This is a genomic window from Vreelandella stevensii S18214 (assembly GCF_000275725.1).
GTDB lineage: Bacteria > Pseudomonadota > Gammaproteobacteria > Pseudomonadales > Halomonadaceae > Vreelandella > Vreelandella stevensii.
Map to the genome: position 1 here is coordinate 1 of NZ_AJTS01000024.1, position 23,316 is coordinate 23,316.

General features: G+C 61.3%; 18 protein-coding genes. 10 read left to right on the top strand and 8 right to left on the bottom strand.

Annotated elements, in window-relative coordinates; all coding sequences use genetic code 11:
• Positions 1–68: 68 nt before the first annotated feature.
• Positions 69–1,562, bottom strand: coding sequence for a glucose-6-phosphate dehydrogenase (zwf, locus tag HSS18214_RS0104985; protein ID WP_016914202.1), 1,494 nt, complete (start codon positions 1,560–1,562; stop codon positions 69–71).
• Between the two features lie 300 nt (positions 1,563–1,862).
• Here zwf and malE point away from each other — a divergent pair, with 300 nt between their 5' ends.
• From malE to trkA, 7 genes are all read left to right on the top strand, one after another.
• A complete protein-coding gene (malE, locus tag HSS18214_RS0104990; protein ID WP_083844157.1) occupies positions 1,863–3,050 on the top strand; it encodes a maltose/maltodextrin ABC transporter substrate-binding protein MalE in 1,188 nt (395 codons plus the stop codon).
• A 60-nt stretch (positions 3,051–3,110) separates the two neighbouring features.
• Entirely contained in the window at positions 3,111–4,667 is a 1,557-nt protein-coding gene (malF, locus tag HSS18214_RS0104995) for a maltose ABC transporter permease MalF (protein ID WP_016914204.1), read from the top strand.
• A 10-nt stretch (positions 4,668–4,677) separates the two neighbouring features.
• Positions 4,678–5,568 carry a maltose ABC transporter permease MalG gene (gene malG, locus HSS18214_RS0105000; RefSeq protein WP_016914205.1) on the top strand — a complete coding sequence of 297 codons (891 nt, stop codon included), beginning with the start codon at positions 4,678–4,680 and terminating at the stop codon, positions 5,566–5,568.
• Positions 5,569–5,720: 152 nt separating this feature from the next.
• On the top strand, positions 5,721–7,211 hold the full coding sequence (locus tag HSS18214_RS0105005) for a TrkH family potassium uptake protein (RefSeq protein WP_016914206.1): 1,491 nt from the start codon (positions 5,721–5,723) through the stop codon (positions 7,209–7,211).
• An 11-nt stretch (positions 7,212–7,222) separates the two neighbouring features.
• Positions 7,223–8,311 (top strand): sensor histidine kinase, encoded by a 1,089-nt coding sequence (locus tag HSS18214_RS0105010; protein ID WP_016914207.1) that lies wholly within the window; start codon positions 7,223–7,225, stop codon positions 8,309–8,311.
• A complete protein-coding gene (locus HSS18214_RS0105015; protein ID WP_016914208.1) occupies positions 8,301–9,026 on the top strand; it encodes a response regulator in 726 nt (241 codons plus the stop codon). The genes HSS18214_RS0105010 and HSS18214_RS0105015 overlap by 11 nt, the downstream gene beginning before the upstream one ends.
• On the top strand, positions 9,023–10,396 hold the full coding sequence (gene trkA / locus HSS18214_RS0105020) for a Trk system potassium transporter TrkA (RefSeq protein ID WP_016914209.1): 1,374 nt from the start codon (positions 9,023–9,025) through the stop codon (positions 10,394–10,396). Before HSS18214_RS0105015 ends, trkA begins: the two co-directional genes overlap by 4 nt.
• A 42-nt stretch (positions 10,397–10,438) precedes the next feature.
• Here trkA and HSS18214_RS0105025 read toward each other — a convergent pair whose 3' ends face one another.
• The 7 genes from HSS18214_RS0105025 to HSS18214_RS0105055 form a co-directional block, all read right to left on the bottom strand.
• The gene (locus HSS18214_RS0105025) at positions 10,439–11,176 is read right to left on the bottom strand and encodes an anti-sigma factor (RefSeq protein ID WP_016914210.1); all 738 of its coding nucleotides are present in this window, start codon (positions 11,174–11,176) and stop codon (positions 10,439–10,441) included.
• Positions 11,173–11,751 carry a sigma-70 family RNA polymerase sigma factor gene (locus HSS18214_RS0105030; protein WP_016914211.1) on the bottom strand — a complete coding sequence of 193 codons (579 nt, stop codon included), beginning with the start codon at positions 11,749–11,751 and terminating at the stop codon, positions 11,173–11,175. Before HSS18214_RS0105030 ends, HSS18214_RS0105025 begins: the two co-directional genes overlap by 4 nt.
• 115 nt (positions 11,752–11,866) lie before the next feature.
• The gene (locus HSS18214_RS0105035) at positions 11,867–12,388 is read right to left on the bottom strand and encodes a DUF3455 domain-containing protein (protein WP_016914212.1); all 522 of its coding nucleotides are present in this window, start codon (positions 12,386–12,388) and stop codon (positions 11,867–11,869) included.
• Positions 12,389–12,495: 107 nt separating this feature from the next.
• Complete coding sequence (ugpC, locus tag HSS18214_RS0105040) at positions 12,496–13,611, bottom strand: sn-glycerol-3-phosphate ABC transporter ATP-binding protein UgpC (RefSeq protein WP_016914213.1); 1,116 nt, start codon at positions 13,609–13,611, stop codon at positions 12,496–12,498.
• The gene (locus HSS18214_RS0105045) at positions 13,599–15,278 is read right to left on the bottom strand and encodes an alpha-glucosidase (RefSeq protein WP_016914214.1); all 1,680 of its coding nucleotides are present in this window, start codon (positions 15,276–15,278) and stop codon (positions 13,599–13,601) included. The genes ugpC and HSS18214_RS0105045 overlap by 13 nt, the downstream gene beginning before the upstream one ends.
• Before the next feature lie 140 nt (positions 15,279–15,418).
• Positions 15,419–18,121: an HTH-type transcriptional regulator MalT gene (gene malT, locus HSS18214_RS0105050; protein WP_016914215.1), complete on the bottom strand. Its 2,703-nt coding sequence runs from the start codon at positions 18,119–18,121 to the stop codon at positions 15,419–15,421.
• Positions 18,122–18,228: 107 nt separating this feature from the next.
• Entirely contained in the window at positions 18,229–19,764 is a 1,536-nt protein-coding gene (locus HSS18214_RS0105055) for a carbohydrate porin (RefSeq protein WP_016914216.1), read from the bottom strand.
• A 402-nt stretch (positions 19,765–20,166) separates the two neighbouring features.
• Here HSS18214_RS0105055 and HSS18214_RS0105060 point away from each other — a divergent pair, with 402 nt between their 5' ends.
• Genes HSS18214_RS0105060 through HSS18214_RS0105070 form a run of 3 tightly spaced genes read left to right on the top strand, consistent with a single transcriptional unit; the run spans position 20,167 to position 23,278 of the window.
• A complete protein-coding gene (locus HSS18214_RS0105060) occupies positions 20,167–21,438 on the top strand; it encodes an ABC transporter substrate-binding protein (RefSeq protein ID WP_016914217.1) in 1,272 nt (423 codons plus the stop codon).
• Between the two features lie 14 nt (positions 21,439–21,452).
• The gene (locus HSS18214_RS0105065) at positions 21,453–22,436 is read left to right on the top strand and encodes a carbohydrate ABC transporter permease (RefSeq protein WP_009099644.1); all 984 of its coding nucleotides are present in this window, start codon (positions 21,453–21,455) and stop codon (positions 22,434–22,436) included.
• The gene (locus HSS18214_RS0105070) at positions 22,436–23,278 is read left to right on the top strand and encodes a carbohydrate ABC transporter permease (RefSeq protein ID WP_016914219.1); all 843 of its coding nucleotides are present in this window, start codon (positions 22,436–22,438) and stop codon (positions 23,276–23,278) included. Before HSS18214_RS0105065 ends, HSS18214_RS0105070 begins: the two co-directional genes overlap by 1 nt.
• Positions 23,279–23,316: the final 38 nt, after the last annotated feature.

Genomic DNA, 23,316 nt, shown 5'->3' on the forward strand with positions numbered 1-23,316 from the left:
CGGCCGCCAAGGCTTGATAAACGGCTTCTGCCAGCTGCTCGGCCAGCGCTTGTCGTGTAGTGCTCATCTCAATAATCCTCGTACCAGCTGCGGCCATCCTGGGTGATCATGGCAATCGAGGCCACCGGCCCCCAGGAGCCTGCGGGGTAGCGGCGTGGCGGGGTCTCGCGTGATTTCCAGCCGTCGATCAGTTGGTCGCACCAGCGCCAGGCGTGCTCCACTTCATCACGCCGCACGAACAGGTACTGTTGGCCTTTCATGACTTCCAGCAGCAGACGCTCGTAGGCATCCGGGATACGCGATTTCGGGAAGGCACTGTTGAAATCCAAATGCAGCGGACCGGGGCGCAGGCGCATGCCCTTGTCCAGGCCGCTATCCTTGGTGAGTACCTGAAGGGCGATGCCCTCTTCCGGCTGCAGGCGAATGATCAGCTTGTTGGAAGCGATGCCACGCTGGTCCGGGTCGAAGATGTAGTGCGGCTGCTGGCGGAAATGAATGACGATTTGCGACAGCTTTTCCGGCATACGCTTGCCGGTACGCAGGTAGAACGGCACGCCCGCCCAGCGCCAGTTGGACACTTCGGTCTTCATGGCCACGAAGGTTTCGGTCTGGCTCTGGGTGTTGGCGCCCTCTTCTTCCAGGTAGCCCGGCACGGCCTGGCCATCGCTGGTACCGGCAATGTACTGGCCACGCACCACGTCGCGGCCCAGCGCTTCGCCGGTAAACGGCTTCAGCGCCTTGAGCACTTTTACCTTCTCATCACGGATGGCATCGGCATCCAGATTGGAAGGCGGGTCCATGGCAATCAGGCAGAGCAGTTGCAGCAGGTGATTCTGCACCATATCACGCAGCTGGCCCGCGTCGTCGAAGTAGCCCCAGCGCCCTTCGATACCGACCTTTTCGGCCACGGTGATCTCGACGTGAGAGATGTGGTTCTGGTTCCACTGGGTGCCGAAGAGCGGGTTGGCAAAGCGCAGGGCAATCAGGTTCTGAACCGTCTCTTTACCCAGGTAGTGGTCGATGCGGTAGATGCGGGACTCGGGGAACACGGCACCAATGGCGTCGTTGATCTCTTCCGACGACGCCAGGTCATAGCCAATCGGCTTCTCGACGATCACCCGGGTGTCGTCATCCAGGCTGTTGCTGGCCTGGAGATTGTGGCAGATATCGCCATAGATCCGCGCCGCCACGGAAAGGTAGACCACCATGGGGCGCCGTGCGCCTTCACGCCATTGGCGAAGCGCGTCGTAGCCGTCCACTGTGGTGAAGTCGAGCTTCAGGTACTCCAGCCGTTGCAGGAAGCGCTCCATGCTGACCTTGTCCTGCTCGTCCTTTTTCAGACGCTTTTGCAGCGCGGTGCTGACCAGCTGACGAAACTCGGCCGTGTCGTGCTCCTGACGCGCCAGCCCCATGATCCGCGTGCTTTCGGGCATTAAGCCTTCGCGGTCAAGATGATACAGCGCAGGGAACAGCTTGCGCATGGCAAGATCACCAAGTGCCCCGAACAGCGCGAGATCTATCGCGTGATTGGGGTCGCCTAGCGGTGCATGTGACTGGCTCATCTCAGCTCCTGTTTATAATTAGGTGATCCAACTTATGTAGTTAGATTACCTAAAATCTATCTGATAACGGGCATTATACGCAATATTTCGTGTAATTTTACTACAAAAAAATCGCCGTGGCTGCTTTTCCTGTCAGGCGGTGCCTGTAGTGCTCGGCCCTACGCCCCCGACATACGCCATCCTCCTCCCCCGCAGGGAGGAGGCGGCGCACCACCAGATTGGCGAGGCTGGCATGACAAGGCACGGGCTGACAGCATCGTGCACGACAATAACAATGGCATTACACGAGGTATGCACATCATGGCAATGAATCGCATCTTTTTCACGCCGCTATTGGCCACGGCCTTCGCCGCCGGTCTCTCCGCCCCCGCGCTGGCCTTCGAAGAGGACCGCCTGACGATCTGGATGGGCGACAACAAGGGGCAGGAAGGCATTCGCGCAGTGGCCGCGCAGTTTCTGGAAGAGACCGGCATCCGGGTAGAGGTGGTGTTTCCGGACAACCTCACCGACCGCTTTCAGCAGGCCGCGGGGAGCGGTCAGGGGCCGGACATCGTCATCTGGGCCCACGACCGCATGGGGGAATGGGCGCAAAGCGGCCTGCTCCGGCAGGTATCCCCCAGCAGCGCGTTCCGTGAAGGGTTTTTCGATTTCACCTGGGAAGCCGCACTGTGGAACGGCGATACCTATGGCTACCCGATTTCCGTGGAATCCCTTGGCCTGATTTATAACAAGGCGTTGGTGGATACCCCGCCCGACAGCTTCGCGGAACTGATCGAACTGGACGCCACCCTGGCCCCCGAGGGTAAAAAGGCCATCCTGTTCGACTACAGCGAGCCCTATTATGGCTGGACCCTGCTGGCCGCCAACGGCGGTTACCCGTTCAAGCAAACCGATAGCGGCTATGATGTCAGCGACATTGGGGTCAACAATGCCGGCGCCCTGCAGGGAGCCGAGCTGCTGGTGGAGCTGATCGATAGCGGCGTGGTGCCCCGGGGCACCGACTACAACCTGATGGATACTCGCTTCAACCGGGGCGAAGTCGCCACCATGATCAGCGGCCCCTGGGCATGGCCCAACCTGGAGCGCAGCGGCATCGATTATGGCGTGGCGCTGCTGCCCCGGGTAGGCGACGAGCGCGCCCGACCGATGTTTGGTGTGATGACCGCGATGATCAACTCCGCCACGCCCAACGACTTCCTGGCGGTGGAGTTTTTGGAGAACTACCTGCTGAGCGAAGCGGGCATGCGCACCTTCAACAGCGACGGTTCGCTGGGCGCAGTGGCGCATATCGATTACCAGGCAGAGCTGGCGGACAACCCCAACATTGCCGCCACGCTCGACAACGCCGAAGTGGGCATGCCGATGCCCAACATTCCTGAAATGGGAGCCTTCTGGGCGGCCATGGAGCCCGCGCTGCAGAACATCGGCAGCGGGCGCCAATCGCCCCAGGAAGCGCTGGATGCCGCTGCTCGCCGGATGCGCCAGTAGCCACTCTTTTGCCCTTGCTGCCCGGCGGTGTAAGCGCCGGGCAGCCTTCAGGAAGCCATCATGTATACCACCAACGCATCTCGTGGTCTGCCCCGCCACCGCTCTCGTCATCTTGCCGAACGCTACACCCGCTGGGCTCTGCGCGGCGTGATAGCGGCCCTGGTCATCGCTCTGCTCTGGCTGGTGCTGGCCTTTCATTTGAACGGGCAGTGGATGTTCGCACTGCTGTTTCTGCTTCTCGGCGGCTCGCTGGGCGTGGTCTTCACCAAGCGTTCGCTGATGAGCCACCGCTATATTTTCCCAGCCGTGGCAGGGCTGGGGGTGTTCGTCATTTTTCCGCTGATCTACACCTTCGGGATCAGCTTCAGCAACTACAGCTCCACCAACCTGCTCTCGGAAGAGCGGGTGCGCAGCCAGTTGATGAGCCAGACCTATCAGGAGGACGATGACGCTTTCGATCTCACGCTTTATGCCGAAGGCGACCTGGTGCGTTTGCGGCTGGAAAACGAGCGCCAGCGCTGGATGTCATCACCGCTAAACCTGGCCAATGTGGAGTCTCGCCAGCTGGGCCTGCAGGCGGCCAGTGACGCCCCCACCGCAGACCCGCTGCCCATGCGCGACATCATTCAAGCGCGCGGTGCCCTGCAGGGGCTACGCCTGATCACTCCCGAAGGCACCGAGCTGCGCATGGCCGGTATTCGCCAGTTTGCGCCCATGCTCGACCGCTACGAGGCCCGGGAGGATGGCACGCTATACGACCGCCGAGACGACCGCGTGCTGACACCGAACCACACCATCGGCTTTTTCGTCGCCGACGATGGCCAGCGCATCACTCCGGGCTGGCCGGTCAACGTGGGCTTCTCGAACTACACGCAAATCTTCACCGACCCGGACATTCGCGGCCCGTTCATGCAAATTTTCGTGTGGACCTTCGTGTTTGCCAGTCTCACCGTGGTGTTCACCCTGGCCGTGGGCTTCGTGCTGGCCTCCCTGCTGCAGTGGGATCAGCTACGCGGCAAAGCGATATACCGCACGCTGCTGATTCTGCCCTACGCCGTCCCGGCGTTCATTTCGATTCTGATTTTCAAGGGCATGTTCAACCAGCACTTCGGTGAAGTGAACATGATTCTGGATACCCTGTTTGGCGTGCGGCCCGAGTGGTTCACCGACCCGTGGCTGGCCCGCAGCATGCTGCTCATCGTCAATACGTGGCTAGGCTACCCCTATATGCTGCTGCTCTGCATGGGGCTGATTCAGGCGATCCCTCGGGATTTGTACGAAGCCTCGGCGGTGGATGGCGGCGGCCCGATCAGCAACCTGTTCCATATCACCCTGCCGCTGATCATCAAGCCCCTGACGCCGCTGTTGATTGCCGCCTTTGCGTTCAACTTCAACAATTTCGTGCTGATTGCGCTGCTCACGGGTGGCAACCCGGACATTCTGGGGGCCAGCACCCCGGCGGGCACCACGGACCTGCTGGTGAGCTACACCTACCGCATTGCCTTCCAGGATGCCGGACAGAACTTCGGCTTGGCGGCCGCCATTGCTACGCTGATTTTCCTGCTGGTGGCCGGTATGTCGTTGCTCAATTTGCGCCTTTCCAAAGTGAAGGTCTAGGAGGTTACTGATGGCCATGGTTCAACCACGCTCCGTGGGCGTTCGCCGCCTGGGAGCACATCTGGCACTGATCTGTTTCGTCTCGCTGATCGTGTTTCCGCTGCTGCTGGTGATCTCGATCTCGTTTCGAGAGGGCAACTTTGCCAGCGGCAGCCTGATCCCCGAGAACGTCTCGTTGGAGCACTGGTCACTGGCGCTGGGTATCCCCTGGGAGCGCGCCGATGGCACCATCGTGCAGCCGCCCTTCCCGGTGCTGCTGTGGCTGTGGAACTCTATCAAGGTGGCGGTGGTGTCGTCGGTGCTGATCCTGATGCTGGCCACCACCAGCGCCTACGCCTTTGCGCGCATGCGCTTCAAGGGCAAGGAACCGCTGCTCAAAGGCATGCTGATTTTTCAGATGTTCCCGGCGGTGCTCTCGCTGGTGGCGCTGTACGCGCTGTTCGACCGGCTGGGGCAGTTCGTGGGCTGGCTGGGCATCAACACCCACGGCGCACTGATCGTGGCGTCGCTTGGGGCAGTGGCGCTACATATCTGGACGATCAAGGGCTACTTCGAATCCATCGACGGCTCGCTGGAAGAGGCCGCCATGGTGGATGGCGCCAGCACCTGGCAGGCGTTTCGCTACATCCTGCTGCCGCTCTCGCTGCCGATCCTGATGGTGGTATTCATTCTGGCGTTCGTGATGAGCATCATGGAGTACCCCATGGCGTCGGTACTGCTGGTGGACGAGCACAAGCTGACCCTGGCCGTGGGCGCCCAGCAGTATCTGGCCGACCACAACCAGCGCTGGGGTAACTTTGCCGCCGCGGCGGTGCTATCTGGCCTGCCGATTACCGTGGCCTTCCTGATCTGCCAGCGCTGGATCATCGGCGGCCTGACCGCTGGGGGGGTGAAAGGTTGATGCGTATTTGACGCGCTGTTTCCTCGCTTGAGCGGTTTGCTCATCCCCGGCGCCTGAGAAACCTGCGCCGGGATTTTATTTTTTACGGACTTTTTATGCAGGTGCATGATGTTATAGGCCATGCTTAAGCAAAATGAATGATGAGCAAGGCAATGCACACGACAAACGCGCGGTTTTATCGCAGCAATGAGCTTTACCGACACTGGGCACCGGTGTTCAAGATTTTATCGGTACTATGGCTTATCCTCGCACTGTTCATGATGGTGCCGTGGGCGGTGCTGCTCATTGAGCGCGACCCGGACGCCCGGGCGTTCAGTCTCTCTATCATGCTCGTGCTCGCCTGTGTGGCTACCACACTGCTGCTCACTTATCGTGCGTCGTTAGAACTCAAACCGTGGCAGATGTTTATCCTTACGGCGGGCAGTTGGACCAGTATCAGCTGCTTTGCCAGCCTGCCGCTGATTCTTGGCGCTCCACAGCTGAGTTTCACCAACGCTGTGTTCGAGTCGGTTTCAGCGATCACCACCACGGGCTCTACCGTGCTGGTGGGTATCGATGGTCTCTCGGATGGCTTGAAGTTGTGGCGAGGCCTCATGCAGTGGCTGGGCGGCATCGGCATCATCGTCATGGGCATTGCCATTCTGCCGTTTCTGAAAGTAGGCGGGATGCGGCTGTTCCATACCGAGTCTTCGGACTGGTCGGACAAGGTCATGCCCCGCACCGGCGGCATTGCCAAAGCGACGCTGTCGATCTATGTGATCCTGACGCTAACGGCCATGGTCAGTTACTGGCTTGGCGGCATGCAACCACTGGATGCCATCGTGCATGGCATGACGTCGCTTGCAACAGGGGGCTTTGCCAACTCGGATGCTTCCTTTGGCGCCTACGCGGAGCAGCCTTGGCTACTGTGGATGGCCAGCTTTTTCATGCTCTGCGGTGCGCTACCTTTCGTACTGTACATCCGTTTCATCCGCTCTTCGCGCAGCGCCTTATGGAAAGACCAACAGGTCCGGGGGCTGCTCAAACTACTGTTGGCGGCCATCGTCATCCTGACCGCCTGGCGCGTCTTGCAAGGCGACAACTGGTTTGTCTCCCTCACCCACGTCACCTTCAACGTCATGTCCGTGGTCACCACTACCGGCTATGCGTCGGATGACTATACGCTGTGGGGTACACTGCCGATTGCAGCTTTCTTTTACTTGACGTTCATTGGCGGCTGTAGCGGCTCCACCAGCGGCGGCATGAAGATCTTCCGCTTCCAGATCGCCATGCTGATGCTACGCAATCAACTACGCTACCTGATTCATGCCAACGGCATCTTTACCACCCGTTACAACCAGCAGCCGGTCACCAGCGATATTTCACGCAGCGTCGTAGCCTTCTCGTTCTTTTTCTTTATCACTATTGCCCTATTAGCATTAGGGCTTGCCGCGCTGGGGCTGGACCTGGTGACGGCGCTTTCGGGCGCCGCCACAGCGGTGGCCAACGTCGGCCCTGGCCTGGGCGATACCATTGGCCCGGCAGGCAACTTCGCCGCCCTGCCCGATGCGGCCAAGTGGCTTTTATGTGTGGGCATGCTGATGGGCCGCTTGGAGATATTGACGGTCGTGGTACTGATGACCTCCATGTTCTGGCGGCGCTAACGGTGAACAAGATGCCAGCATTTCGCCTTCCTGATCAGCGCGAGTCAGCCTTGGTGCTCGGTACTAGCGGTGCTGCGCTGCTGGCCGCTTGGTGGTTGCACAGCTGGCTCGCGCTGGCCAATTTATCGCTGATTTTTTTAACGGCCGTGCTTGCCTGCGCCGTTCTGGCCAGTAGCTATGCTGCTTTCATGAGTGCGCTGGTGAACTTTGTAGCGTTTAACGTTGGCTTTACCGAGCCGTACTTTTCATTGGCAGTGTCTGAGCGGGAGCAGCTAGTCACACTGCTGTTCTTTTTGTTAATCGCGCTGGTGGTGGGTCGTATCGCGGGCGTTAGCCGCGAGCGTATGCTGGCGCTGAATGCCTCTCGGTTGGCGGAGGAGCAAGAGCGCTTACGCTCGGCCCTGCTCGCCTCGGTATCTCACGATTTACGCACGCCTCTCGCCTCGATTATTGGTGCCGCAAGCTCCCTGCGCACGCTGGATGCGCAGCTCAGCCAGCAGGACCGCTTTGCATTGCTGGACGGCGTTCTCAATGAAAGCGAGCGCCTGAACCGCTACATTCAGAACTTGCTGGACATGACACGACTGGGCCACGGCGAATTGGCGATCGAGCGCGACTGGGTCAGCGTCGATGATCTGGTGGCCTCCGCTCGTCGGCGTCTTACGGGTGTACTGACGCATATCAACGTGCATCAGGCATGGGATGGCGAGCTGCCACTCCTGAACGTTCACCCTGCCTTGATCGAGCAGGCGCTGGTCAATGTACTGGAAAACGCGGCGCGATTTTCGCCGCCTAACGGAGTAATCGCCATCGCTGCGTCTACCGACCCTCGCCATACCACGCTCACACTCACGATCACCGATGAAGGGCCCGGCATTCCCGCTGCCATGCGTGAACGAGTATTCGAGATGTTTTTCACCGGCAACGACGGTGACCGTAGCCTGCACGGCACAGGGCTGGGTCTCGCCATTTGCCGTGGCATGCTGGGTGCCCATGGCGGCACGGTGGCAGCGGCGGATGGCCCCAATGGGCACGGCACGCAAATCATCATGACGCTGCCTCTCTCGCCCTCTATTCAGGAGCCGAGCGATGACACCTGAGCCCGCCCGCATACTGATCGTCGACGACGAGCCCGCGATTCGTCAGTTCTTACGCATCAGCCTGGGGTCACAAGGCTTTTGCATCTGCGAAGCCAGTACAGGGTCTGCTGCTCTGCATACCGTGCGAGAGCGCTTGACGACTGAGCCCATCGATCTGATTTTGCTGGATTTGGGGCTGCCCGATATCGACGGCCATCAGGTACTCAGAACGCTGCGCCAGCAGGTCGGCATCCCGATCATCATTGTCTCGGTACGTGGTCAGGAAGCAGAGAAGGTGCGCGCCCTGGACAGCGGTGCGAATGATTATGTCACCAAGCCTTTTGGCATTCAGGAGTTGCTCGCCCGCATCCGCGCTCTGCTGCGTCAGCATCCGCCGACCATTGCGCCACCACGTTATCAGTGTGGCGCGTTAAGCATGGATATAGCTGCCCACCGGGTGACACTACACGGCGAAACGATCCATTTGACCCGAAAAGAGTTTGCGGTGCTGCAACAACTCATTAGCCAGGCTGGTCGTATCGTGACGCAAACCCATCTGCTGCGCACTATCTGGGGGCCAAGTCATGAGGACGACACCCACTATTTACGTATTGTGATTAGCAAGCTGCGCCAGAAACTGGACGATGACCCCCAAGCCCCCAGTCTACTGCAAACCGAGCAGGGAATTGGTTATCGGCTGTGCGTTGAGTTTGACCATGAGGACATGAGCGAATGAAGATTATCATTCTTGGCGCCGGCCAAGTGGGCGGCACCCTGGCGGAGCACCTTGCCCGCGAGGAAAACGACATCACCGTCGTCGACACCGACGGCGCCAGGCTACGCGAACTGCACACCAAGCTGGATATCCGTACGGTGACCGGTGCGGGCTCCTACCCCATCGTGCTGCGCCAGGCAGGCTGCGAAGACGCCGACATGCTGATCGCGGTGACCAACACCGACGAGATCAACATGATCGCCTGTCAGGTGGCCCACACGCTGTTTCGCACCCCCACCAAGATTGCGCGGGTTCGCTCCACGGCCTATCTCACCCGCAAGGGCCTGTTTGCCCACGAAGCCATCCCCATCGACGTCTTGATCAGCCCGGAACAGGTGGTGACCGACCATGTGCGCCGTTTGATCGAGCATCCCGGCGCCCTGCAGGTGCTGGAATTTGCCGGGGGGCTGGTACAGCTGGTGGCGGTGAAAGCCTTCTACGGCGGCCCTTTGGTGGGCCAGAATCTCGCCTTCCTGGGCAAGCACATGCCCAACGTGGAAACCCGCGTCGCCGCCATCTACCGGCGCAATCGACCGATCATCCCCCAAGGCGACACGGTCATCGAAGCCGACGACGAAGTGTTCTTCCTGGCGGCACGGCGGGATATCCGCGCGGTGATGAGCGAGCTGCGCAAGGTGGAGCGCGACTTCCGCCGGGTGGTGATTGCCGGGGGTGGCAACATCGGCGAACGCCTGGCGGAGCATCTGGAGCATAGCCATCAGGTCAAGATCATCGAGCACAGCCTGGAGCGCTGCACCACGCTCTCGGAGCGGCTGGACCGCACCGTGGTGCTGCACGGCAGCGCCACCAGCAAGCGCCTGCTGGAAGAAGAGAACATCGAGGATTGCGACATCTTCTGCGCCCTGACCAACGACGACGAGGTGAACATCATGTCGTCGCTGCTGGCCAAGCGGCTGGGGGCCAAGAAGGTGCTCACGCTGATCAACAACGCCGCCTACGTGGACCTGGTCCAGGGTGGCGATATCGATATCGCCATTTCACCGCAGCAGGCCACCATCGGCAGCCTGCTGACCCACGTGCGCCGGGGCGATATCGTCAACGTGCACTCCCTGCGCCGGGGCGCGGCGGAAGCCATCGAGGCCATTGCCCACGGCGACAAGCAGTCTTCCAAGGTGGTGGGCCGCACCATCGATGAGATCGAGCTTCCCGAAGGCACCACCATCGGTGCGGTGGTGCGCGGCAAAGAGGTGATGATTGCCCACGGCGACGTGTGCGTGGAGAGCGGTGATCACCTGATTCTGTTCGTGATCGACAAACGGCGTATCCGCGACGTCGAGCGGCTGTTTCAGGTCGGCTTGACCTTCTTTTGACAGACGCGCTCGGCTAACGCCGCGAATAGGCTGAAGGCAAACTCAGATCTCCACCGCGCGGCCAATGAACTCGATGGGGCCGGTGGGCAAGCCGGTGGGCGAGCCGGTCTCATCTTCCAGGGTCAGCTCGAAGAGCTGGTTGTCTTCCAGCGGTGGGAGCTGGTCCAGGCGCAGGCGCAGCGGCTGGCCCGGCTCCCCCAGCCCCAGCGAAACGGGTGCCTGCCAGTCATCGGCCTTGGTCCAGAATTCCAGTGCCTTGCCCTCCGGCACTTCGAAGGTGCCCAGCGGGATCAGCTGAATCTCCTGGCGGTTGGCCGCTTGCACGACCCAGCCTGCCGACTGCGTCTGTGGTGCCAGTAGCACCACCATGTACTCGGGTACGGCGGGCTGTGTCGTGACGTTGCTCAGCATGACACCCATCGCCAACGCTGCCGCCAGGCCCGCCCCGGTGGCGGCCCGCCAGAACGGCAGGCTGTGCATCAATCGGCGGCGCGGGGCAGTCGGCGCGCGCGCGAGTGTCACTACCGGCGCAGTAGGCCGTACCGCGGATGCTTTCAGGCTGCGCTCGATGCGCGGCCATAGGTAATCGGAGGGGGTGACGGGGTCGACGATGGCGGTATAGGGGAAAAATCGCTCTTCCCAGGCGGCGACCGCCGTTTGTAGCGCGGGCTCGTTGGCCAGACGCGCCTCGAACGCTTCACGCTCGGCTATCGGCAGCGTGCCCAGCACGTACTCCCCTGCCAGGGCATGCAGATCATCGGATTCATGAGCACGTGTCATGCCATACACTCCCGTAAGCGCAGCAGGCTACGCTTGATCCAGGCTTTTACCGTCCCCAGCGGGGTGCGGGTGTGCGCCGCGATCTCGGCGTGGCTGAGCCCATCTACATAGGCGTGCAGAACGCAGTTGCGACGCTCGGCTTCCAACTGCTGCAAGCACTCGTCCATGCGCTCGCCAGTTTGCCAATCGAACGCCTCCTCGATCCGAGAAGCGTGCTGAAAGGTGTCGTCATCGGCAAATTCGTGGGGGTCGTTCAGGTCGGTATAGACGTGGCGCTCACGCCCACGCATGGCATTGAGCGCCAAATGGCGGGCAATGCTAAAAATCCAGGTGCGGGCAGCCCCCTTTTGTGGGTCGAAGGTGTCGGCACGCTGCCATATGTTCAAGCAGGCGTCGTGGACGATGTCTTCGGCCATGCCGCGATCCTTGACGATGCGGTGGACCACTCCGAGCAGCCTGGCGCCTTCCTGCTGGTACAGCTGATGAAGCGCGGCCTGCTCGCCACGAGCGATGCGGGTAAGTGCATCGAGATGATCGAATGGGTTGGCTGTCGTTGATCCACCTTCGTCGGACACATCATCACTCCCTGGTAACGCGTCGGTCGCTATCGTCGCAGTTCAGTGAGGATAATCGCTGGGGGCCCGCGATGCGAGCCCCCATCTTCAACGCATCAGAGTAGCGCTGACGAGATCAGTTAGCGGTCCAGAAGATGTAATCGGCCTGGTAGGTGACCACGGCGGTGGCGCCTTCGTTATCGCTACCACAGGCCACATCGGGAGCCACGCCGCCCTGGGTGTCCAGGCGCTGAATATAAGTGACGCCATTCATGGCACCCTCACCTTCGGCCGGATTGGCTTCTACCAGCTGCAGCGGAATGTTGCCGTCACCGTTGGGAGATACGGCCAGCTGCGTTGCGGTCAGCCTGGAGCCGTCCAGTGATTCCCAAGTGGCGGGCGGACCGTAGTAGCTGCCGACCTGATTGCCTTCGCGGTCATTCAGCGCCGCATGGGGGCCTTTGAAAACCCAACCCAGGCTACCGTCGTCCTTGGCTTCACACATGTAAGTAATCGCGCCTACGCCCACCGTTTCCAGAGCGACGCTGTGGCCATCCGGCACTTGGATGTCGGCAGGCACATCGGCCAGCGCCGCTTGACTGAAGGATGCAATCAGGGTCGCAGCGAGGGTGGCACGCGTTAGATGTTGAATGGTCATGTCAGTCTCCTTGGGTTGTGTATCAGCCACTTTTGCCGTGGCTGTATAGGGGATACACACGTGGAGACCGATTGGATGCACTCTTTTTGAAAAAAATTTAAAAAACGTTATTGGCTCACCCCGTCCACCGTCACTTGGCGAGGGCAGGCATCCCCTTGGGCATCGAACAAATGGCAGCGCTGGCCGTTGATGCCCAGCGGGGATGTCTGCCCTTCTACCAGCCGCGCCAGTCCGTCCAGGCGTTGGGTCAAGGGAGTGTCCAGGCCCGCCACCTGCCAATGGGCCAGGGTCTCGTAGCCCAGCTTTTCGGCCACCATGAGCGTGGCGTCCAGGGTTGCATCCGCCTGCTCTGGGGCGACGAAATCTTCGGCGCGCAGCCCTAATGTGGCCTGATCACCCGCCTTGAGCTGCTGCCCGTTCACGGCCACCGCCAGACTGTCGCCGGTGTGCAGGCGCACCAGCGTGTGGTGCTGGCCGGGGTCGACCACCGTCACCGGCAGGGTATTGATGCGCGGCGAGCCGATGAACTCCGCCACTTCCAGCGTGTTGGGGAAGTGGTACAGCGACAGCGGTGCGCCGACCTGGGCAATACGCCCTTTTGAAAGCAGCACGATACGGTCGGCCAGGGTCATCGCCTCGACCTGATCGTGGGTGACGTAAATCATGGTGGCGTTCAAGCGCTTGTGCAGCGCCGCAATCTGGATACGCATGTCCACGCGCAGCGCGGCATCGAGGTTCGACAGCGGCTCGTCGAACAGAAACACCGCCGGCTCTTTCACCAGCGTCCGACCAATAGCCACCCGCTGGCGCTGGCCGCCAGAGAGATCCTTGGGCTTACGCTCCAGAAGCTCGGTGAGATGCAGCATTTCTGCGGCATGCTGCACCCGACGGCGAATCTCGGCCTTGTCGGTACGCGCCAGCTTGAGCCCAAACGCCATGTTCTCGGCCACGCTCATGTGCGGGTAGAGGGCGTAGGATTGGAACACCATGCCGATGTCCCGCTCCTGGGGTGGAATCTCGTTGATCCGCTGGCCATCCAGCTGCATGTCCCCGGTGGTAATGTCCTCCAGACCCGCAATCATGCGCAGCAGCGTGGATTTACCACAGCCGGAGGGGCCCACGAACACCACGAACTCGCCGTCTTCGATGGTGAGGTCGATATCCCGGGAGATTTCGACGCCGTCAAACGACTTGCCGATGCCGCTAAGGGTCAAACGTCCCATGATGCATCCTCCTGAGCCTGTGGGCAGCGGGCAATTGCCACGCCAAACGGCGGCAGCGTCAGCGTACCGGCCTGCCACTCGCCCTTGAGCCAATGGGGGGCGCCTTCCAGTGCTTCAGCATGCTCGGGCGCCGAGCGGGTAATGGTCTGATCGCTGAAGTTCAGCGCCACCAACAGACGGGTTTGCTGATAGGTGCGCTCCAGGCAGAGCACCTCGTCACGCACCGGGTGGTAGCGTACTTCCCCCTTGACCAGCGCGAGCTGGGTGCGGCGAAACGCCAGGAACTCCCGGTAAGCGTTGAGCAGTGAATCGGCATCCTGCTCTTGCTGATCGACTGCCAGCGCTGCGTGGGTTTCGGGCACCGGCAGCCAGGGCGTGGCACGACTGAAGCCAGCATGGCGGCTATCTGCCTGCCAGGGATGCGGCGTACGGCAGCCATCACGGCCTTTATAGGCAGGCCAGAAGGTAATGCCTGCCGGGTCCACCAGCTGCTCGAAGGTCAGCTGCGCTTCGGGCAGCCCCAACTCCTCCCCTTGGTAGAGGCACACGCTGCCCCGCTGGCTGAGCAAGAACACCATGTACAGACGCAGCTTATCGAGCTGCCCCTGGGCCTGCCAGCGAGTCGCCAGCCGCGTAACGTCATGGTTGCCCAGCGCCCAGCAGGGCCAGCCATCGCCAATCCGCGCTTCCATCTCGGTCAGCGTTTCGTGCAGGTACGTCGGGTCGGCCCTGTCGGTCAGCAGGTTGAACGAGTAGCACATGTGCAGCCGCTGCCCCCCCTGGGAGTAGGCCGCCATGACGCCGAGGGCGTCGTCATCCCCCACTTCACCGACGCTGGTGGCGCCGGGGTACTCATCGAGCAGCGCCCGAAGCCGCTCCAGGAATACCAGGTTTTCCGGCTGGGTCTTGTCGTACTGGTGGAGCTGATAGCCATAGGGGTTATCGGGGCGCACGCCCAGAAAGCTTTCGGTGATCTCTTGACGCGGCGGATTATCCTTCAACTCGCCGTGGGTACAGAAATTGACCGCATCGAGGCGAAAGCCATCGACCCCACGCTCCAGCCAGAACCGCGCTTCTTCGAGAATGGCCTCGACCACGGCAGGGGTGCGGAAATTGAGGTCTGGCTGGCTGGCCAGAAAGTTGTGCAGGTAGTACTGGCAGCGTCGGGTATCCCACTGCCAGGCGCTGCCGCCAAACACGGATTGCCAGTTGGTCGGCGGCGCGCCGTCGGGTTTGGGGTCGGCCCATACGTACCAGTCGGCTTTGGGGTTATCGCGGCTTTGGCGACTCTCCTCGAACCAGGCGTGCTGGTCGGAGGTGTGCGACATGACCTGATCGATGGTCACTTTCAGCCCGCGGGCATGGGCCGCCTCGACCAGCCGGTCGAAGTCTTCCAGACTGCCGAACATTGGATCGACATCGCGGTAGTTGCTGATGTCGTAACCAAAATCCTTCATGGGCGAGGTAAAAAAGGGCGAAAGCCAAATGGCGTCGACGTTCAGTGAGGCAATGTAGTCGAGCTTCTCGATCACTCCTTGCAGGTCGCCAATGCCGTCGCCGCGACTATCCATGAAGCTGCGCGGGTAGATTTGATAAATCACCGCGCCGCGCCACCAGTCGGCCCCCTGGCTGCCAACGTAGTGTGAAGTGGAAGGTGTCTGCATCATGGCGAATCCTTATGGTTGTTATCAGCGATAAGGGCATGATGCAGGCTGCGCGGCGGGATCGAATCCTCCCCCGCAGGGAGTACCGGGCGTAGTCGAGAGGAGGAGGCGAACCGAGGGCGCTGGGCAGCCTTCCGACGGGGTCAATCCCCGTGAATGTGGGCCAGTAGCTGCCCCGCCAGGTGTATGGCCTCCTCACGGCGCCGAATGTTCTGCTTCTGGTAAAGGCTGCGGATATGGGTTTTGATGGTGGTCTGGGCCACCGAGAGTTGTTCGGCAATCTGCTCGTTGGATAGCCCCGCATGAATCAACCCGAGGATCTGCCACTCACGGCGGGTCAGCGGTGAGGTGCGGATCAGTTCCGGCACATCCGGGCGAGCCACGATATCGGCAATCACCGTCTCGTCGAGAATCAAACGCCGGGCGCTGCCAAAATCCTTCTGGCGCCCTGCCAGTGCCATCAACCGCTCGGCCCTCGCCTTTTCCAGGGCCCCCAACGAGTCGCTTTCGAGCAGGCCAGCCAGCAGCGCCCCTAACGGTTTGCCCAACCGCAAAAAGCTGCCCACTAGGCCGGTGCGCGACGCCAGGCTCAGGGCCTGCTGTATATGCTCGCGAGCGCGCTCTCTTCTTCCTGCATGCCAGGCAGCTGCGGCCAGGCAGAGCTGGTTACGGTTGGCGTCGGTCACCAACCCAGACTGCCGAGCGTGCGCTTCCAGGGCCTCCAGCAGCGTGCGGGCCTCCTCGCACTGGCCCAGCAGCGTGAGCGCTCGAGCGTGGTTGCGCACGTTGCACTGGGCGAAATGGTTGGTGGCCCTATCGGTGATGGGCGGCGGCGCTTCCTGGCGCCAGCGCTCCACTGCCTCCAGGTCCTGGCTCGACTGCCACCAGCTAAGCAGCGTCGCGTGGGCATTGGCGACCCAGTCGATATGGTAATCGCCGTCGGCGAGAATTTTGCGCAGCCGCCGAATATGGTCGGCACACTGGGCCTGATCGCCGCGACTCTGGGCAATCTTGGCCAGCTGAATATGACACTGCAGGGTCCAGCGCTCCCCCTGGTTGTCCAGCACGGCAATGCCCTTGAGCGCCGCCTGCTCGGCTTCGTCCAGCCGATGCCACTCCCAGAGCAGCTGACTGCGGATACGATAGAGAAACTCGGCCACCGGCAGATGCTCGAGCTCTGCGCGCTCGAGATGCACGAAGGCGCGCTCCTGAATATCGTAGGCGGCCTGCAAGCGCCCCTGGGCCACCAGCGTTTCCGACTGGTGGCAAAAGGCCCATATGAGGCGCTGGTGATCATCGTGGTGATGGGCCTGGCGCACCACGTCACGCACGTTCAGCAGCGACTCCTCCAGGTGCCCCTGAACGAAACGCGCTTCGCTGAGGATCGCGGTGGCCGTCAGGGGCGTCGATGCCAGGTAACGCGCCGGCACCCCCAGCGCCTGCTCGGCCAGCGGCGCAGCGCGCTCGGCGTTCCCCTGATTGATCGCCAGCTGGGCACGCAAGGTGGCAAATTCAGCGCCCAGCGCTTGCCACTCCGGCAGGTGCAGTTGAGCTTCGATCCAGCCGATCACGCGGGCCGTGATATCGAACTGGAACTGGGCATGGGACACCCAGCCATAAAGCAGCGCCAGCTCGGGGCACTGGCCGAGCTGCGGCTCGCCCAGCCGCTCCAACCCTCTGGCCAGCAGTGCGTAGGCGCCTTTGGAGAGCAGTGCCGGCCCTTGCGCGATGAGTAACGGGCTGATCAGGTCCGGCGCGTCGGCCAGAATGGCCTGGCGCAGCGCCATGACCGGGTCATCGAGCGCCAGCCAGGCCTGGCTGGCCCGCTGATGCAGCGTGCGCTGGGTGGCCAGGCTCAGCTCATGGCGGCGGTGGTGCAGGTAGTCGCCAAACAAGCGATGAAAGCGATACCACTGGGCATGCGGGTCGGGACGTTCGATGAACAGCCCGGCCTGCTCGAAGGCCTCCAGCCGCTGCGTCAACCGCTCCCCTTCCAATAGCCGCGCCATCAGCTCGGGAGAGAACCGCTCCAGCACTCCCAGCTGAAGCAGCAGTTCACGCTCCTCGCTCGGCAAGGTAGTGGTCAGCAGTTCGTCGAACCAGGCGACGAAATCGGGATGCGCGCCGCTTAGCCGTTCCAGCAAGGCATCGAAACCTGCTCGGGTGGTGGTGCGCTCGACCAGCCAGTTGAGCGCCATGGCCCACCCTCCGCTCAAGCGTAGCGCGCGCTCCAGGCTCACTCGGGTAGGCGGAAAACTCAGCTGTTCGGCGCACAGGGTATGCGCCTCTTCACTGTCGAATGCCAGGCTGTGCAGGTCGATCTCTTCCAGCTCACCGCGCAGCCGCAGGCTGGCAAGTCCCAGTGCCGGGCGTGACCGGCTGGCCAGGGTCAAGGTCAGCCAGGGCGGCTGATGGCGCAGCCAGTGGGCCAGCGCGGTGAGAATCTCGGGGTTGGCAAGATGCTCGAAGCCATCCACGACCAGTCGGCAAGGCGTGTGCTGTTCGGGTAGCTCCGTCAACCAGCGCTCCATGTGGGCAATGCATTCGCTGTCATCCCCCGGCGTCAGCGTGACCAAAGGGGCCAACAGAGTGTCCATGGCCGCCTGCCAGTAGGCCAGAAAGCGGTGCGTCTGATTATCCTGCTCGTCCAGCCGCAGCCAGCTTGCCTGCTGCTCCAGGACGGGCAGCCGCTCGGCCAGCAGCGTGGTCTTGCCATAGCCCGGTGGCGCCTGAACCACCAGCAGGCGCACCTGCTCGTTCAACGCGAAGTGGTCGTTCAAACGCGGCCGCGCCACCGTACAGGGAGGTAGCGGCGGCGCCTTCAGTTTTTCCTTGAGCAGCAGCATCGGTGCCTCCCTGGGTCGAGTTTAACGAGCAAAAAGCCCGCGACGGAGCGCGGGCAATCGGCATTGGTGAAACAGGTAAGGAAACCTGCCAGGCATGGTGCGATGGGTTAGAACCAGATTTCGCTCTGCACGCCAAAGCTCCACTGGCCACCGGTAAAGCCATCGTTGCCAAACGAGTCTTCCATCGTGTAGCCGTTCAGCTCGGCATCCCAGTCAGTATAGGAGGCGAACAGACGAATTTCAGGACGCTTCCAGAAGCCACCGACATCCGGCTTGAAAGTGGGCGCAATGGTCAGCTTGCCGAAATTGCCGCTGACGGCATTGCGGCCATTGAAGCCATTGGGGTCCAGATCCATGTACTGGTAGCTACCCTCGTACTGCATCTCGAAGTTCTGGGTAATCTCGTTGGCCAGACGCACGTTCAGCGTGGCCCAGGAGTAGCTGTCGCCATCGGCAAACCGGTCGTCGCTGACCTCTGCCAGAATCGAGGGCGCAATGCGCCACTGCGGGGCAATGTAGGTGGTGCCGTAGACCGCCAGGCGAGTCGCCGTGGCGTCGTCGGTCAGGTCGCCATTGCTGCCCAGCCCTTTCACTTCCGCCCCTAGCCCCTGGCCGTGCAGCAGCGCCGCTTTGAAGTTACCCTCGCCCAGGCCGAAGAAGCTGTCGCCGTGGTACGCCACCATGGTGTGCCAGCCGCTGTCGGCGGCGGTCTGGCCTACGCCGATGTCGCGCTCGTCGTTGTCGGCGGCCGACATCACGTTCGCCATGACCTGCCAGTTACCGAAGTAGTTGTTGGAGGTCAGAATCAGGTTGTCGGTGTTGCTGCCTTCACCGTCCAGGCCGGGGTTTTCGCGGTTGATGACGTCAAAGTCACTGAAGCTACGGCCATACAGCGAGAAGTTGGACTTCCAGTTATCGGCCAGTTGAATATCGTAGATACCGCCACCGGTACCGGCCAGGAACACGACGTCGCTGTCCAGCCAGTGGATATCGAAGTTATCCCGGTCGAAGCGCTTACCCGCCCAGATGGAGGCATTTTCGAAGGCCCCGGTGAAGCTGGGCAGGTCGCTGAACTCGGCATAGGCCTGACGGACGTTGAGGTTGGTATCGTCGCCAACCCAATCGTTGCTGGAGTTGGTGCCAGCGGCCAGCATGGTGGTGTAACGGGCGCGGGCGCCGTTATCGAACTGCATGCGGTAGTTGAGAATGGCTTCGGTGTAGGTATCGGGCTCGTTGCCCAGACGACCCACGGCACCGCCCAGGTTACCAGCTGGGGTCACGTAGGGGCCGCCATCGATGCTCTTGCGATCTTCGCCCAGCAGCAGGCCAGAGCGGGCGTAAACGTTGAACGAGAAGCCCTCTTCACCGCTGGCCTGGCGCTCTACTCGTGCCAAGCGCTCTTCGAGGTCGGCATCGGTGGTGGCGGCCGCTGGGGCGCTGGAAGGCGGTGGCGTGGCTCCCTGCTCGGCCAGATCGGCGCGGCGCTCTGCGGCGTCTGCGCGCTGTTCGGCCGCCGCGATGCGCGCCTCCAGCTCAGCAAAACGCTCTTCGAGGGACAGGTTGGCACTGGCCAAACCGCTCATGCCCAGGCTGGCAGCCGCCACCGCAATGGCCAACGGCGTCTTGAACGCTGTCTTGTGCATTGTATTAAATCCTATTGTTTTTAAACGCGAGGCTCTTGAAAAACGATTGTTTTTAAAGCGCTATTGTTTTGATCGTATTGCCTGCTCCAGGCACTGACTTTCCCTTGACGTACTTTCCCTTGAATGTTGCAAAGCAACTCGTGTTTCGAGCCAGCAAGCAACAACCACTAAAACTTAATCGATTAAGTGTTAGTAAACCAACATGCTTTTGCTAATTATCGACCAATGTCTAACCTGCTATTTAGCCTTGGAAAAAACACCCAGCACGGAGTTAGACAAAAGTCGCTATTGAACTTCATGCCGACAGACGGCTAACTGGCACCTCAACTTAATCGTTTAAGTTGGCGCTGTCAGCGCCTTGTGACTTCACTCCCATAACAATAAACGTCGAGGAATACCGTTATGAAAAAGACGCTTCTTTCATCTGCGATTGCCCTGGCCAGCCTTGCCAGCGCCAGCGGTGCGGTCCAGGCCGCCGACCTGACCATCTCCTGCGGAGCCGTGGGTGCAGAGCTGACCCTGTGCCAGGAGGGTGTTCGCGCCTGGGAAGAAAAAACCGGCCATCGGGTAGACGTCGTCTCTACGCCCAACTCATCTACCGAGCGCCTGTCACTCTACCAGCAGATTCTCTCGGCCAACTCCAGTGATATCGACGTCATGCAGATCGACGTGGTGTGGCCCGGCCTGCTGGCCAACCACCTGCTCGATCTTCGCGAGGTATTGGGTGACGACGCAGCCGAAGGCCACTTCGAAACGATCGTGGTCAACAACACCATCGATGACCGGCTGGTCGCCATGCCCTGGTTTACCGATGCAGGCGTGCTTTACTACCGGGAAGACCTGCTGGAAAAGCACGGTCATGACGTTCCGACCACCTGGCAGGCACTCACCGAAACGGCCCGCGAGATTCAAGCGGCCGAACGTGACGAAGGCAACAGCCGCATGCAGGGCTTCGTGTTCCAGGGGCGCGCTTATGAAGGGCTGACCGTCAACGCACTCGAGTGGGTTGCCAGCTTTGGTGGCGGCACCGTGGTCGATAACGACGGCGAAGTGACCATCAACAACGAGCGCGCCGCAGAGGCTCTCGATCTGGCTGCCTCCTGGGTGGGCGATATCGCCCCGGAAGGCGTGTTGAACTACACCGAAGAGGAAGCCCGCGGGGTTTTCCAGGGCGGTAACGCGGTGTTCATGCGCAACTGGCCCTACGCCTGGGCGCTGGCCCAAAGCGATGACAGCGACGTACGCGGCAAGGTGGGAGTGGTCCAGCTGCCGGCCGGTGGTGATGAAGGGCAAAGTGCTGCGGGCCTGGGCGGCTGGAACCTGGCGGTCTCTCGCTATAGCGACAACCCCGAACTGGCCGCTGATCTGGTGGCCTTCCTGACCGGCGAGGAAGAGCAGAAGCGCCGCGCCATTCAGGCGTCCTACAACCCCACCCTGGATGCGCTCTACCAGGACGAGGAAGTGCTGGAAGCGGTGCCCTTCTTCGGCACGCTCTACGACACGTTCACCAATGCCGTCGCGCGTCCGTCTGCGCCTACCGGTGATGCCTATGGCCGCGTCAGCAACGCCTTTTTCAGCACCACTCATGACGTGCTTTCCGGCAGCAAGGATGGCGCCCAGGGCGTTGCCGATCTGGAAGGCGAACTGCTGCGCCTGAAGCGTCGTAACTGGTAATTGCGGAGACTCCCATGCCGAGCACTTCTCACCACGACGCGCCCTCCGGGGCGCGTTCCATAGCGCCCCCAAGGCGCCAGCGCGGCACCAAGGTGCGCCGTCAACGGGTCAAGGCGGCCTGGCTGTTCCTGGCCCCCATGCTGATCGCTCTGACCCTGGTGGCTGGCTGGCCGCTCCTGCGCACGTTCTTTTTGAGCTTTACCGATGCGTCGCTATCGGACCTGGGTGCGGCCAACCTGATCGGTTTCGAAAACTATCTGGTCTATGAGGATGGTCGTTGGTTCGGCGTACTGGCCGACCCCATCTGGTGGCGCTCGGTCTGGAACACGGTCTACTTCTCGGTGGTATCCGTGTCACTGGAAGTCATCTTCGGCGTCATCGTGGCGCTAATCCTGAATGCCGAATTCAAGGGCCGGGTGATCGTCCGGGCCGCGGTGCTGATCCCCTGGGCCATCCCGACCATCGTCTCTGCCCAGATGTGGGCATGGATGCTCAACGACCAGTTCGGCATCATCAATCATATGTTAATGGCCGTCGGCATCATCGACAACCCCATCGCCTGGACCGCCAGCGCCACCTACTCCATGTGGGCGGTCATCATGGTGGACGTATGGAAAACCATTCCCTTTGTTGCGCTGCTGGTACTGGCCGCGCTGCAGATGCTGCCCAAGGATTGCTACGAAGCCGCCGAAGTGGACGGCATTCATCCGGTACGCGTGTTCTTCAAGGTCACGCTGCCACTGATCACACCCGCGCTGATGGTGGCGGTGATCTTCCGCCTGCTGGATGCGCTGCGCGTGTTCGACGTGATTTACGTACTGACCTCCAACTCCACCAGCACGATGTCGATGTCGGTCTACGCCCGCCAGCAGCTGGTCGAGTTTCAGGATGTCGGTTACGGCAGCGCGGCCTCCACGCTGCTGTTCCTGATCATTGCGCTGGCCACCATTGCCTACCTCTATCTGGGCCGCAACAAGATCCAACTAGGAGGTGACTGATGACCACTCGTCAGCTAGCTAAAATAGCCAAACGCGTCGGCTTCTGGGCGCTGATTGCGCTCATCATGGTGTACGCGGTCTTCCCGTTCTACTACGCGGTGATCACCTCGCTCAAACCCTCCAGCGACCTGTTTCGCGTGGAACTGTGGCCCTCCAACTGGAACCTGAACAACTACGTTCAAATCTTCAGCCAGACCAGCTTCCTGCGCGCCATCTTCAACTCGATCATTGTCGCGTTCAGCGTGGTGTTCATTGCGCTGCTGCTGGGCATTACCGCGTCCTATGCGCTTGGGCGGGTACGTTTTCGCGGTCGCTCCACGGTGCTGCTGGTGATCCTCGGGGTCTCCATGTTCCCCCAGGTGGCGGTGTTGTCGGGGCTCTTCGAGGTCATTCGCGCGCTGAACCTTTACAACAACCCGGCGGGCCTGATTCTCAGCTACACCATCTTCACCCTGCCGTTCACCGTCTGGGTGCTGACCACGTTCATGAAGCAGCTGCCCATGGAGCTGGAAGAGGCCGCGATCATGGATGGTGCCACCCCCTGGGTCACCATCACCAAAGTGTTTTTACCGTTGATGTGGCCCGCCATGGCCACCACCGGACTGCTGGCCTTCATTGCCGCCTGGAACGAGTTCCTGTTCGCGCTGACCTTCACACTCACCGATGCCCAGCGCACGGTGCCTGTGGCCATCGCCCTGCTCTCGGGCGGCAGTGCTTATGAATTGCCCTGGGGGCCGATCATGGCCGCGTCCGTGGTGGTGACCGTGCCACTAGTGATTTTGGTGATCATCTTCCAGCGCCGCATTGTGTCTGGCCTGACGGCTGGCGCGGTGAAAGGCTGACCCGATAGACACTCTCAATGAATTCGCTGATGACTCTC

Coding starts and splice junctions, on each gene's coding strand:
- zwf (WP_016914202.1), bottom strand. CDS start 1,562: ATGAGCCAGTCACATGCACCGCTAGGCGACCCCAATCACGCGATAGAT.
- malE (WP_083844157.1), top strand. CDS start 1,863: ATGGCAATGAATCGCATCTTTTTCACGCCGCTATTGGCCACGGCCTTC.
- malF (WP_016914204.1), top strand. CDS start 3,111: ATGTATACCACCAACGCATCTCGTGGTCTGCCCCGCCACCGCTCTCGT.
- malG (WP_016914205.1), top strand. CDS start 4,678: ATGGCCATGGTTCAACCACGCTCCGTGGGCGTTCGCCGCCTGGGAGCA.
- HSS18214_RS0105005 (WP_016914206.1), top strand. CDS start 5,721: ATGCACACGACAAACGCGCGGTTTTATCGCAGCAATGAGCTTTACCGA.
- HSS18214_RS0105010 (WP_016914207.1), top strand. CDS start 7,223: ATGCCAGCATTTCGCCTTCCTGATCAGCGCGAGTCAGCCTTGGTGCTC.
- HSS18214_RS0105015 (WP_016914208.1), top strand. CDS start 8,301: ATGACACCTGAGCCCGCCCGCATACTGATCGTCGACGACGAGCCCGCG.
- trkA (WP_016914209.1), top strand. CDS start 9,023: ATGAAGATTATCATTCTTGGCGCCGGCCAAGTGGGCGGCACCCTGGCG.
- HSS18214_RS0105025 (WP_016914210.1), bottom strand. CDS start 11,176: ATGACACGTGCTCATGAATCCGATGATCTGCATGCCCTGGCAGGGGAG.
- HSS18214_RS0105035 (WP_016914212.1), bottom strand. CDS start 12,388: ATGACCATTCAACATCTAACGCGTGCCACCCTCGCTGCGACCCTGATT.
- ugpC (WP_016914213.1), bottom strand. CDS start 13,611: ATGGGACGTTTGACCCTTAGCGGCATCGGCAAGTCGTTTGACGGCGTC.
- HSS18214_RS0105045 (WP_016914214.1), bottom strand. CDS start 15,278: ATGATGCAGACACCTTCCACTTCACACTACGTTGGCAGCCAGGGGGCC.
- malT (WP_016914215.1), bottom strand. CDS start 18,121: ATGCTGCTGCTCAAGGAAAAACTGAAGGCGCCGCCGCTACCTCCCTGT.
- HSS18214_RS0105055 (WP_016914216.1), bottom strand. CDS start 19,764: ATGCACAAGACAGCGTTCAAGACGCCGTTGGCCATTGCGGTGGCGGCT.
- HSS18214_RS0105060 (WP_016914217.1), top strand. CDS start 20,167: ATGAAAAAGACGCTTCTTTCATCTGCGATTGCCCTGGCCAGCCTTGCC.
- HSS18214_RS0105065 (WP_009099644.1), top strand. CDS start 21,453: ATGCCGAGCACTTCTCACCACGACGCGCCCTCCGGGGCGCGTTCCATA.
- HSS18214_RS0105070 (WP_016914219.1), top strand. CDS start 22,436: ATGACCACTCGTCAGCTAGCTAAAATAGCCAAACGCGTCGGCTTCTGG.